The following is a 12,724-nucleotide window of genomic DNA, read 5'->3' on the forward strand; positions in this document are numbered from 1 at the left end:
AACGTGAAACGGGCCCATCCCCTGAGGGATGGGCCCGTTTCACGTGAAACAGCGGGACTGCTGTCCGGCTCTACTCGGTGATGAAGCCTTCGAGGTCGCGGAGGATCGCGGCCTTCGGCTTGGCACCGACGATGGTCTTGGCGACCTCGCCACCCTGGTAGACGTTCAGCGTCGGGATGGACATGACGCCGTACTTGGCAGCAGTGGCCGGGTTCTCGTCGATGTTGAGCTTGACGATCTCGATCTCGCCGTGCTCGGCCGCGATTGCCTCCAGGGAGGGGGCGATCTGACGGCACGGACCGCACCAGGCGGCCCAGAAGTCCACCAGCACGGGCTTGTCGCTCTTCAGGACGACCTCGTCGAAGGAGTCGTCGGTCACGTTCTTCAGGGCGCCGGCCACGGCGGCCTCCTTAACTTCGCGGGGTGTGGGGTGAGGCGTGGATCAGACGGTGGCTGCGGCGGCCTTCTCGTCGTCGGCGAGCGCGGCCAGGAAGCGCTCGGCGTCGAGGGCGGCGGAGCAGCCGGTGCCGGCAGCGGTGATGGCCTGCCGGTAGGTGTGGTCGACGACATCGCCGGCGCCGAAGACGCCGGTGAGGTTGGTACGCGTCGAGGGAGCGGCGACCTTGAGGTAGCCCTCGTCATCGAGGTCGAGCTGGCCCTTGAAGAGCTCCGTGCGAGGGTCGTGGCCGACGGCGATGAACAGGCCGGTCACGGGGAGCTCGGACGTCTCGCCCGTCTTCGTGTTGCGCAGGGTCAGCCCGGAGAGCTTCTGCTCGCCCTGGACACCGGCGACCTCGCTGTCCCAGGCGAACTTGATCTTCGGGTCGGCGAACGCGCGGTCCTGCATGGCCTTGGAGGCACGCAGGGAGTCGCGGCGGTGGACGATGGTGACCGACTTGGCGAAGCGGGAGAGGAACGTGGCCTCTTCCATCGCAGTGTCACCGCCGCCGACCACGGCGATGTCCTGGTCCTTGAAGAAGAAGCCGTCGCAGGTCGCGCACCAGGAGACACCGCGTCCGGAGAGCGCGTCCTCGTTGGGCAGGCCGAGCTTGCGGTGCTGCGAACCGGTGGTGACGATGACGGCCTTGGCGCGGTGCACCGTGCCGGCGGTGTCGGTGACGGTCTTGATGTCACCCGTGAGGTCCACGGAGATCACGTCGTCCGGAATGAGCTCGGCACCGAAGCGCTCGGCCTGGGCGCGCATGTTGTCCATGAGCTCCGGGCCCATGATTCCGTCCTGGAAACCGGGGAAGTTCTCCACGTCGGTGGTGTTCATCAACGCGCCACCAGCGGTGACGGCGCCCTCGAACACCAGCGGCTTCAGCGAGGCACGCGCGGTGTACAGGGCGGCTGTGTAGCCCGCGGGGCCGGAGCCGATGATGATCACATTACGCACGTCGCTCACGGGTTTCTTCCTCGTCTCTGCAGACTGCCTACTGTCCACGCCTACTGGGGTCGGTTCAACGACTCTCACCCCACCCAACGGATCCTACGGGGGATGCATTCCCGACGTGCCGGGGTGGCATCCGGCGTGATTCTCAGTCGCGTGCGTAGGCGTGCGTGAGCAGGAGCTTGCCCTTGGCCGCAGGCTCGGCGCCTACACATGCCGCGTCCACGACGTATGCCTGAACCCTGGCGGAGTCCGTGGGGTGCGGCAGGACGACGAGGAAGGCGTCGGAACCCTCGTAGGTGCCCCGCTCGATGGCGAGGGCGGCAGCATTCCGGCCGATGCCCTGCTCGACGCAAGGGGGGACCGTCACGGAGGGAGCGCGGAGCGGGGACTGAGGGGATGCGGAGGTGGGCGAAGTCGATTCCGTCGAAGACTTCGTGTCAGCGGAAGGATCCTGCTGTGCGCCGCTGGAGTCCTGTGGACCGACAGAGTCCGTGCGGGAGCCCAGCAGGCTGTGAACCCGCTCTTCCAGTGTGGACTGCGAGAACGCCTGTGATCCGTCCCTGGAGGCGCTGGCGCCTTGGTCGGCGGCCTTGAGCCCGTCCGAGCTTCCGGACGAGGTGACGTTCTGCAGAAGCAGGACACTCACGCTGACGGCAGCGGCGCCGAGCGCGGCGCCGAGCACTGTGTTTCGGCGCCGCCGGCGGACGGCGCGTCGGCCGGGACCGGTGGCGGCGCGTGAGTGCCCCGAGGGCCGGTCCGTGAGCTCCTTCGCCGCGGCAGCAGGCTCTGTTTCACGTGAAACATCTGCCGTGGAGGCCGGCGTGACCAACGCGGCGAGCCCTCGGGCCTCGTCCGCGAGCGCGGCGTCCATGCGGTCCGCGATATCGGCGGGCATGGGTTCAGCGGCGGGCAGAGTACCCAGGAGCCCACGGATCTCCTCCAGAGACGCGAGGACATCGGAGCAGATCTCGCAGTCGGCCAGATGACCTCGGACGTCCTCGGCGCGGGCCGGGGAGAGCAGGTCCTCGGTGAGGTCGGAGATCTCCGAGACGTCCGGGTGCCGGGTCGCGTCGGTCGTTGATGTCATGCGCGTCCACCTCCGCCCTTCGCTGCCGCTGGATCACTCGTGTCCGCGTCCCTTGGTCCCGCCGCCGGTGGGACGGATGCTCTCGGCGTCCGGTTCCCTTCCGTTCCCGGCCCCTCCTCCGCCCCCGGCCGCATGCTGCCGCCGGTACCGCTGCGGAGATGGGTGAGCTGAGGGGCCAGCCTGGCGCGTCCCCGTGCGCAGCGGCTCTTCACGGTGCCGACCGGCACATCGAGGATGCGGGCTGCTTCCGCCACCGGGTACCCCTGCATATCGACGAGAACGAGGGCGGCACGCTGTTCGGCGGGAAGCGTGGCCAGTGCCGCGAACAGCTCGCGTTGAAGGTCCTGGCGCTCGGCCGGTGCCTCGGCGGACTCGTGGGGCTCCATGAGCTGATCGAGCCGCTCCGCGTCGTCGACCGGTGCGGTCTTCCGGGAGGAGGCCTTCCGGACCCGGTCGAGGCAGGCGTTGACCGTGATCCGGTGCAGCCAGGTGGTGACGGCGGACTGGCCACGGAACGTATGGGCGGCGCGGAAGGCGGAGATCAGTGCGTCCTGTACGGCATCGGCCGCTTCCTCGCGGTCGCCCAGAGTCCGCAACGCCACGGCCCACAGCCGGTCGCGATGGCGTCGTACGAGCTCACCGAAGGCGTCGGGGTCGCCGGCTACATGGCGAGCGAGGAGGTCTGAGTCGCTGAGTGATCCGGACGGCTCGTCGGCCACCTCACTCCCCCTCCCTCTCTGAATCAAGGTCCGTCTGTCTATCACGGTTCAGCTGGGGAGGGGGAGGGGTGATCAGCCGAGAACGGAGATCTCCGAGATACCTCCGCGATATCCACTGCCCGTCTCGCTCGGCGGGAGCTCCGTGATGTGGATCAGGATGTACCGCGTCCGCACCGGCTTGGCGAGGGTTTCCTTGAGGCTGCTGCCCACAGTGGCGAGCTGCGTGAGGCTTTGCGGGAAGTCCGACAGCGAGGACGGCCCGGAGGCGCTCTCGTCGGCTGCGAGGACCTCCGCCTTCTGCCCGCTGCGGTACATGGTGATGTCGAGGCCCGAGACGTCCTGCACGCTGCCGAGGTCGACGACGATCCCGCTGCCGTCCTTTCGGGGCGCGAGGTTGCCGAAATTCGGGTAACCCTCGTAGCGCGGGGTGATCCAGGATGTGCCCGGCTTGCCGTCGACGGTGTTCGGAGCGTCGTCCTGGCTGATGCCCGATCCGCTGGGCGTGAACTCCGTGGCACCGGCGATCTTCAGGGCCACGGCGGGCCGAGGCTTCGGCTGGTCGCCGTTCTCCGGATTGGTCTGCGTCGTGCCCGGATCGTCAGAGCCCTTGTCGCGGTCCAGGAGCGTCTCCGCCAGCTGCCAGCTGCCGAGACCCAGGGCTGCGATGAGCAGCGCGGACACCGCCCACTTGAGGACCTTCCCGGTGCGGCTCTGGAGCGGGGCGGGTGGCACGGTGACGGGCTGGGTGGCGCCGTTGCCGGGGCCGGCCGGACGCCCGTAGGTGCCCTGCTGGTACGTGGTCCGCTGGTACTCCGGCGGGGCGGTGAACGTGGGCTCGGGCGGACGGATGCGCGGCATGGCCGCGACGGCCTTGGCGAGCTCGTCCGGGGTGGTGCACGGCTGCTCCTGGCGGGAGGCCGTGGCTCCGTCGTTGGCGAGCGCCCGCATGGCGATCTCGGAGAGACCGCGGTGGACCCCTGCCCGCACCTGGTCGGGTGCGATCAGGCCGACGCCCTTGGGAAGGCCGGTGAGACCGTAGGCATCGCTCTCGTAGGGCCAGCGCCGGGTCAGTGCTGCGTACAGAAGGGCCCCGATGGCCTCGGTGTCGGCGCGCTGGGGTCCGTCGGAGGTGATCCCCCGCAGCGCGGCGTTCACCGCGAGCCCGCGGATGCGGTACTGGCCGGAGGAACTGCGCAGCACCGCTCCGGGCGTGAGCCTCAGATGGGCCAGGCCCTCGCGGTGTGCGGCGGCCATGGCCTGGGAGAGCTGGCTGACGAGCTGGTAGGCGTCGTGGGCGTCCATCGGCCCCGCGCCCAGGAGGGCGGTGAGCTCGGTGGCGTCCGGAAGCCACTCGTGGACGACGTAGACGAGATCGTTCTCCTCCACGGCATCGAGGACCTGCACGAAGCGGGGGTCGCCGAGAAGGGCGGAGGAACGGGCCGCGGCCAGCACGGAGCGAGCCCGTGGATGGTCGGCGGGCAGGAGGTGCACTCCCACCGCGCGACGCAGTTTCTCGTCGACGGCGCGCCAGCTGCTGAACCCGTCCAGACGGGTGACGCACTCCTCGAGCCGGTAGCGCCCGGCAAGCTTGTGACCGCTGTGCAGATCAGGGGTCGGCACGGTGTCTCCGGAGCCGCTCGGCTCACCCTCCGCGTCCTGAGGGCTCGTGCCCGTTGAATCCTGAGCTTCTGCCGTACCGTCGCTCGTGGCCTCGTCCGCCTTCGCGGCCAGCGGCTTGTCGCCGCTGTTGTCGGCCACGTCGACAGCAGCCGTGCTACGTTCCGCCACCGTCGTTCCTGCCTCCCCATCCGTTGGGCGATGCCAGCCAGCCCCGCACAGTCACGCCAATTGTGCCCACACTCCGGCACCATGCACGACACGCAGGAACCGACGATGGTTGTGCGGGCCGGTGATCCTCAGCGGCCGAGCCTTCCCCTGATCATGCCGACCATGCCGTTGATCTCTTCGATCCGCATCCGCTTCGCCGCGACGACGAAGACTCCCAGCAGCACGATCCCACCGCAGAGCAGAGCCAGGAGCGAGCCCGCGGCGCCGTCACCGAGCATGTGGAGAAGGCCGAACCCGACACCGCCGGCGATCACTGCCGCAGGGATCGCGGCGAGGCACAGGCGGGCGTAGGTACGCAGGACGTGCGCGCCGTCCAGGTCGCCGCCCAGGCGGTTGCGGAGCCGGCGCCACGCGATGCCGACGCCGACGGCGTAGGCGAGCCCGTAGGAGGCGGCCATGCCGACCACGGCCCACTGGGCGGGCAGCACGACGTAGCAGACGGCCGAGGCGGCCGCGTTGACGAGGGCGACGATGACCGTGTTGTAGAAGGGTGTCCGGGTGTCCTCGTACGCGTAGAACCCGCGCAGCACCACGTACTGCACGGAGTAGGGAATCAGTCCGAGGCCGAAGGCCATCAGGATGAATCCCATGGAGCGGGCGGCCTCGGGGCCGCTGGAGGCGTAGAGCAGGGTGCACATCGGCACGCCCAGGGCGAGGAAGGCGAAGGCGACGGGCACGATGGCCACCGCCGAGTTGCGCAGGCCCTGGGAGATGTCGTCGCGGACCGCGCCCGGGTCGTTGTCGTGGGCGGCACGGGAGATACGCGGCAGCAGAGCGGCCATGACCGACACGGTGATGATCGCCTGCGGCATGCCCCAGATCAGCTGAGCGTTGGAGTAGGCGAGGAAGCCCGCCCCGTTCTGGCCGGACGCCTTGCCCGCCGAGGTCGCGAGCTGGGTGACGACCAGCACACCGGCCTGGTTGGCGAGGACGAACAGCACCGTCCACTTGGCCAGCTTGACCGTCTTGCCGAGCCCGTGGCCCCTCCAGTCGAAGCGCGGACGAAAGCGGAATCCGGCCTCGCGCAGATACGGGATCATGGCCAGGGCCTGGACGACGAGGCCGAGCAGGGTGCCGATGCCCAGCAGCCGGACGCCCTCCGGCGGAATGGTCGTGACGCCCATCTGGGACTCGTGCGAAGTGCCGTACACCCAGATGAACAGGCCGAACGTGACGATCATGACGATGTTGTTGAGGACCGGGGTCCACATCATCGCGCCGAACTTCCCGCGGGCGTTGAGGATCTGGCCCATGACGACGTGCACGCCCATGAAGAAGATGGTGGGCAGGCAGTACCGGGCGAACGTGGTGGCCACGTTGTCCGCAGCGGGATCGTTGGCGATCGTCGAGGACATCAGGCGGATGAGGAAGGGCGCGGCGAAGACCGCCACGGCGACGATCAGCCCGAGCGCGACCATCACCAGGGTCAGCAGCCGGTTGGCGTAGGCCTCGCCGCCGTCCTCGTCGTCCTTCATCGAGCGGACGAGCTGCGGGACGAAGACCGAGTTGAGACCGCCGCCCACGGTGAGGATGTAGATCATCGTGGGCAGTGTGTAAGCGATGGTGAAGCTGTCGCCGAGCAGGGCCGCGCCGAGCGCCGCGGTGATCACCAGGCTGCGGACGAAGCCGGTGAGCCGTGAGACGAGCGTGCCGGCGGCCATGACCGCGCTGGACTTCAGCAGGCTGGACGCCCGTCCACCGCCGGATTTCGGCGGCGCGGGTGCGGGCACCGGCTCGGGCCGGTCGGGGGCCGGGGTACCCGCCGGGCCCTCCTGGTCCCGGAAGAGGTGCGCGAAGGCGTCCGGCTCTTCGCGGTTCGTCGAAGCCTGGGTCACGAGATCGTCGAGGCCCACGAACTGGGTGGTGGCGGCGTCGTCCCCGTACGGCAGATGGCGCGACGGGCCGTCCGGCTCGGGGGGCGGTGTCTGCGCCCAGATCCGCGGATCGGGCGGGTACTGGGCCGCCGGCGGCTGCTGGTAGAGCGGCTGCGGCTGCTGGTAGGTCCCCGGAGGCGGCGGCGGATGCGCGGCGCGGTCGTACAGCGCCTCGCTCACCGGGTCCTGGGCGGAGAGATCCTGGGACCGGTAGGGGTCGTAGTCGTACGCGTCCTGCAGATACGGGTCCGGGGCCGGGGGTACCTGCTCCGGACCCGGGGGCACCGGTGGCCCTCCGGGATACCCGGCTCCGCCCGTACCCTGACCGCGGTCACCGTCGTACGGCGCGTTCATCGAAACCCCACCTCATCGTCCCCGGCCGACCGGCCACGACAGACATCGCTCAACGGTCCACTTTCTCACCCGTGCCGGACGGCTCCGCGCTTTCGGGACCGGTGTCCGGCGTCGGGTCACTCGGCTGCTCGGGTTCACTGCCGTCGTCACCCGCCGCGCCGCCCGCGTTGGCGCGCTTGCGATGTGCATACATCCGGATTCCGGCCAGGACCAGGAGCAGGAGGCCACCGGCGATCACGAGCAGCACGGTGGGGGTGAGCTCCGACACCTTCACGGTGAAGGCCATCTCCGCACCGTACGGCCTGCCGTCATCCGTGTAGAGCTGCGCGGTCATCTGCACCTGACCGTTGATGTTGGCCGCGGCGTCGAACTTCACCGACTGGCTGTGGCCGGCGCCGATCTGGATCGGCTGCTCCGCCACGGCGCCGCCGTCGTTCAGCTCAAGACGCGTCGCGTTCTCCGACCTCAGCCGGAGCACCAGATGATCGACGTCCTGGAGGAGCCTGTTCTGCACCGTCACGGGAATCGTGGCGCTGCGGCCGGACAGGGTGACATCCGACTTCGAGATCAGCTGGACCTCGTTGATGAGGCCCTGCAGATAGGTGCGCACCGAGTCCCGGTACTGCTGGGCCTCCAGGGGCTTGCCGCGCCACGACGTCGACATGGACCGGTTGACGGCGTTGCCGAAGGGGGTCACCACGCGCTCGGGCTGGGTGAGGACGACCTGGAAGTTGTCGAGGGAGGCCTGGGTGGACTTGATGTCCTGGAAGGCCTGGGTGGGCAGCTCCTGGCTGCGCAGCTTCTTCGGGTACTGGGACGTCCGGGGGACCGTGGTCGTCGCCTCGGCGTCGGGCTTCGCCGCCGCTGCCTCAAGAAGGGTCTGGGACTCCGTCCAGCGCCCGTCGTCGAGGGCGTGAAGCGCGCGGGCCATCGACTGGGCCTGGGCGACGGTCGGCATCCGCTGGGGAGCCACGACGATGCTTCGGTCCTTGTCCGTGTCCTGCTCGGACAGCGCGAGCGTGAGGGCGAGGAACTTCTGCACGGCGAGCGTGGAGTCCCCGGCCTTCGCCATGTCGGCCTGGAACGCCTTGGAGAGCCGGGCGTCGGACACCACCGCGGTGGTGCCGCCGCCGATGGGCCGCGCGGCGGTCGGCGTGTACAACAGGCCGGCGGTGTCCTGGAGGCTGTCGCTGCGTGCGATCACGTTGTGGGCACCCGTCGAGGTGGCGACATCCACGATGGACGGGTCGATCGCTCCGTCGACGGGCCAGGCGAAGTCGGTCGACGGCTTCTGATGGAGGATCGTCTCCACCGTCACTCCGGCGACCTCGCTCGCCGTCTGGAGGTGGCTGAGCGTGCCTGACACGTTCTTGCCGCGATGCGCGATGGAAGCCAGGTCGGGGTCCCCGAAGGGCAGCGCGACGACCTTGCCGTCGGCCACGGCCGCTTCCAGCGAGCTGAGCCACTTCTTGGCCACCGCCTGGTTCGTCCCGGCGACCGTGGTGTCGCCCGACTTGACGCGATAACTCTTGGTCATGGCGTCGACACTGGCGAGCAGATCCGGGTCGATGACCCAGGTCACGGGCAACTGGCTGCCGAGCGACACCATCCGTTCGAGGCGGCCGCCCGGCGCGATCTCGGCGGCCAGGTCGTCATCGGCGAACACCGGGGTCTGCTGCTCGTCGGAGCCGGTCTCCGCGGTGAGATGCGCTGACGCGATCAGCGGCCACAGGTAGCTGATGCCGGTCTTGGTGTCACTGTCCTTGTTCTGCCAGGGCAGGAAGGTCCGCTTGATGCCGAGCACGTGGTCGTACTGGGCACCGGCTGTCCGACCCGACAGCGAGACGCCCAGCTGGTAGACGCCGTCGTCGCCGAGGTCCAGCTTGCTGACCGGCACGGACAGCGTGAAGTCCTGGCTGATGCCCGCGGGAAGCTTGGGGATCTTGACCGTGTACTTGCCGCCGACCGGGTAGGGGTCCACCCCCGGGACGTACCCCGTGCGCTGAGCGGCCGCGTCGATCGAGGTCCTGCTGTAGAGCCGCGGGCCCACGCGCAGATCGACCTGCGCGTCGGTGACGGCTGCCTTGCCCTTGTTGACCAGCGTGCCGGAGACGGTGAGTGTGTCCCCCTTCACCGGGGCGCTCGGCGTCAGGGTGTCCAGGGATACCGAGACGGTGCTGGAGCCCGTGGGAGCCTTGCTCGCCACGCCGGCCTGCGCCTGCGGGGCGGCCGCCCCTGCCAGCAGAGCGGCGACGAGCGGGGCCCCGGCGAGCACGGCGGCTGTGCGCCGCAGCCACCGACGGGCAGGAGAGGGACTGGTCCCCTGGTTGTCTGCCGCCTCGGCCACGCGTATCCGTCCCTCGTCGTCGTCAGCTGCGCTCGATCGTTGTCTCCGTCGCTGCGTCCCCGCATGGTAACGATCTGCGCCGCGGTCAAGTGCCAGGGAGTGGGTCACATGAGGGGGAGCGTCTCGCAGGGTGAACGGAAACCATGACGCCCGGGCCGGTCCGGGCACGTACCCTTTTCTGTTGTGCCGAACGCCAACGAAGACAACTCCAGCGCCCTGACCCAGGTGCAGCTCCGCGCAGTCAGCGAACTGCTGCGGGTGTCCCCGGTCGCCGACGATCTCGCCCGCCGATTCCAGGAGGCCGGATTCGGTCTCGCGCTGGTCGGCGGGTCGGTCCGGGACGCACTCCTCGGCCGGCTGGGGAACGACCTGGACTTCACGACCGACGCGCGCCCCGAGGACGTGCTGAAGATCGTCAGGCCCTGGGCGGACTCGGTGTGGGAGGTCGGGATCGCCTTCGGCACGGTGGGCGCGCAGAAGGACGGCTACCAGATCGAAGTCACCACATACCGGTCGGAGGCGTACGACAGGACCTCGCGGAAGCCCGAGGTCTCCTACGGCGATTCCATCGAGGACGACCTCGTCCGGCGCGATTTCACGGTGAACGCGATGGCCGTCGCGCTGCCGGAGAAGGAGTTCGTCGATCCGTACGGTGGCCTCGATGACCTGGCGGAGCGAGTGCTGCGCACCCCGGGAACGCCTGAGGACTCCTTCTCCGACGACCCGTTGCGTATGCTCCGCGCCGCACGCTTCGCCGCGCAGCTCGATTTCGAGGTGGCCCCGGAGGTTGTCGCCGCGATGACGGAGATGGCGGGCCGGATCGACATCGTCTCCGCCGAGAGGGTCCGGGAGGAGCTCAACAAGCTCCTGCTCTCCTCGCACCCCCGTAAGGGGCTCGCGCTCCTCGTCGACACGGGACTGGCCGAGCAGGTCCTTCCCGAGCTCCCCGCGCTCCGGCTGGAACGTGACGAGCATCACCGCCACAAGGACGTGTACGAGCACTCCCTGACCGTCCTGGAGCAGGCGATCGACCTGGAGCAGGACGGCCCGGACCTCGTTCTGCGTCTCGCCGCCCTCCTCCACGACATCGGCAAGCCGAGGACCCGACGGTTCGAGAAGGACGGGCGGGTCTCGTTCCATCACCATGAAGTGGTGGGGGCCAAGATGGTCAAGAAGCGCATGACCGACCTCAAGTACTCCAACGACATGGTCAAGGACGTGGCCAAGCTGGTGGAGCTGCACCTGCGCTTCCACGGGTACGGCGACGGGGAGTGGACCGATTCGGCGGTCCGCCGCTATGTGCGCGATGCGGGTCCCCTGCTGGAGCGGCTGCACAAGTTGACCCGCTCGGACTGCACCACGCGCAACAAGCGCAAGGCCAGTGCTCTGTCGCGGACCTATGACGGGCTCGAGGAGCGCATTGCCCAGTTGCAGGACCAGGAGGAGCTGGACTCGATCCGGCCGGACCTGGACGGCAACGAGATCATGCAGATCCTGGGCGTCGGGCCCGGGCCGGTCATCGGCAAGGCGTACGCGTTCCTGCTCGAACTGCGTCTGGAGAACGGGCCGATGGACCACGACACGGCAGTCGCAGAGCTCAAGAAGTGGTGGGCAGCGCAGAGCTGAGCTCGCGAAGACCCGCGCGGTCCGCGGGGGCTGTTGGTCATGTTTCACGTGAAACATGACCAACAGCGGATACGTCGGCGGCGGTGTTTCACGTGAAACACCGCCGTCAGTCGGTCCTGCTCCACCGCCACAGCATCACGGCCACGAAGGCGTAGAGCAGGGCGACGCCGGCCACCACCGTGGCCGATCTCCCGTCTGCCGGCAGGATCAGCGCGGATACCGCAGCGGCGCCCACGAAGGCCACGTTGAACAGCACGTCATAGAGCGAGAAGATCCTGCCGCGGAACGAGTCGTCCACTGACGTCTGCACCACGGTATCCGTCGCGATCTTCGCTCCCTGGGTGACCAGGCCGAGTACGAACGCTGCTGCGAGCATGGGGGCGGGTCTGAACCAGAGACCGAGGGCCGGCTCAAGGACAGCGGCCGCCGCGGCACACACCGTCATCCAGCGGAACCTTCCCAGTCGGCCTGCGGCCCAGGGAGTCATGACCGCGGCGGTGAAGAAACCCGCACCGGATACCCCGACCGCGAGCCCCAGCAGCGCCAGTCCATCGGAATCGTTGTCGGTCCAGGCGTACCGGCACAGCATCAGGAGCATGACCGTCAGCGCCCCGTAGCAGAAGCGGATCACCGTCATGGCGGCCAGCGCCCGGGCAGCGTTCTTTCGCTCTGCCAGATGGCTCAATCCGTGACGCAGTCCGCGAGCGGTGACAGCCAGCGCCGTACGCAGGCGAAGGTGGCCTTCGCTCCGGTCGGGGCCCAGCAGTCCGGCAGCGAGGCTCAGGGATGCCAGTGCCGAGGCGAGATAGAGGCCGGCGCCCAGGAGCACCACTGCGGCGTCGGAGTCCGAGAGGGCCAGGCGGACAGCGAAGGCGAGGCCGCCGCCTGCCGTGGCGGCGAGAGTGCCCGCGGTCGGTGACAGCGAGTTGGCCAGCACCAGCAGGTCCCGGTCGACGACGCGTGGCAGTGCGGCGGAGAGGCCGGCCAGGACGAAGCGGTTGACCGCGGTCACGCAGAGCGCCGAGGCGTAGAAGAGCCAGTCGGGGGCTGAGCCGAGGATCAGGAGCGCGGTACAGCAGGCGAGTGCGGCACGCAGCAGGTTGCCGTAGAGGAAGACCTGCCTGCGTGGCCAGCGGTCCAGCAGTACACCGGCGAACGGGCCGATGAGCGAGTAGGGCAGCAGCAGTACGGCCATCGCGGAGGCGATCGCGCCGGCGGAGGCCTGCTTCTCCGGGGAGAAGACGACGTGCGCCGCGAGGGCCACCTGATAGACGCCGTCGGCCGACTGGGACAGGATCCGCACGGCCAGCAGGCGGCGGAAGTTCCGAAGGCGCAGGAGTACGCGCAGGTCACGCACGACGGGCATGGGAGCAAGGGTCACATACGTTGAGGGTCCCCGGGCGGATTGCCCGGGGACCCTCAATGGTGCGTGAGCCAAGGAGCGTTGCCGCTCCTCACTGCGCCGCGCCGATGCAC

At 69.2% G+C, this 12,724-nt stretch carries 9 protein-coding genes; 1 reads left to right on the top strand and 8 read right to left on the bottom strand.

The annotated features are described in order from the left end of the window. Positions 1-70: 70 nt before the first annotated feature. From trxA to ACIQMX_RS19895, 7 genes are all read right to left on the bottom strand, one after another. Positions 71-400, bottom strand: coding sequence for a thioredoxin (gene trxA / locus ACIQMX_RS19865; protein WP_219569130.1), 330 nt, complete (start codon positions 398-400; stop codon positions 71-73). 42 nt (positions 401-442) lie between these two features. After that, entirely contained in the window at positions 443-1,405 is a 963-nt protein-coding gene (trxB, locus tag ACIQMX_RS19870; RefSeq protein ID WP_363066932.1) for a thioredoxin-disulfide reductase, read from the bottom strand. Between the two features lie 133 nt (positions 1,406-1,538). Beyond that, on the bottom strand, positions 1,539-2,480 hold the full coding sequence (locus ACIQMX_RS19875) for a hypothetical protein (RefSeq protein WP_363066931.1): 942 nt from the start codon (positions 2,478-2,480) through the stop codon (positions 1,539-1,541). After that, complete coding sequence (gene sigM, locus ACIQMX_RS19880; RefSeq protein WP_402479750.1) at positions 2,477-3,199, bottom strand: RNA polymerase sigma factor SigM; 723 nt, start codon at positions 3,197-3,199, stop codon at positions 2,477-2,479. Before sigM ends, ACIQMX_RS19875 begins: the two co-directional genes overlap by 4 nt. A gap of 72 nt (positions 3,200-3,271) precedes the next feature. Next, on the bottom strand, positions 3,272-4,987 hold the full coding sequence (locus tag ACIQMX_RS19885) for a serine/threonine protein kinase (protein ID WP_363066929.1): 1,716 nt from the start codon (positions 4,985-4,987) through the stop codon (positions 3,272-3,274). 128 nt (positions 4,988-5,115) lie between these two features. Next, positions 5,116-7,275: a murein biosynthesis integral membrane protein MurJ gene (gene murJ / locus ACIQMX_RS19890; protein ID WP_402479753.1), complete on the bottom strand. Its 2,160-nt coding sequence runs from the start codon at positions 7,273-7,275 to the stop codon at positions 5,116-5,118. Positions 7,276-7,324: 49 nt separating this feature from the next. Beyond that, a complete protein-coding gene (locus ACIQMX_RS19895) occupies positions 7,325-9,622 on the bottom strand; it encodes a DUF6049 family protein (protein ID WP_402479755.1) in 2,298 nt (765 codons plus the stop codon). A gap of 183 nt (positions 9,623-9,805) precedes the next feature. On the opposite strand from ACIQMX_RS19895, the gene ACIQMX_RS19900 reads away from it, so the two are divergent. Next, positions 9,806-11,248: a CCA tRNA nucleotidyltransferase gene (locus tag ACIQMX_RS19900; RefSeq protein ID WP_402479758.1), complete on the top strand. Its 1,443-nt coding sequence runs from the start codon at positions 9,806-9,808 to the stop codon at positions 11,246-11,248. A 106-nt stretch (positions 11,249-11,354) separates the two neighbouring features. Here the strand turns inward: ACIQMX_RS19900 and ACIQMX_RS19905 are convergent, their stop codons facing one another. Next, positions 11,355-12,614: an MFS transporter gene (locus ACIQMX_RS19905; protein ID WP_402479761.1), complete on the bottom strand. Its 1,260-nt coding sequence runs from the start codon at positions 12,612-12,614 to the stop codon at positions 11,355-11,357. Positions 12,615-12,724: the final 110 nt, after the last annotated feature.

It is taken from the genome of Streptomyces sp. NPDC091416 (assembly GCF_044756845.1).
GTDB lineage: Bacteria > Actinomycetota > Actinomycetes > Streptomycetales > Streptomycetaceae > Streptomyces.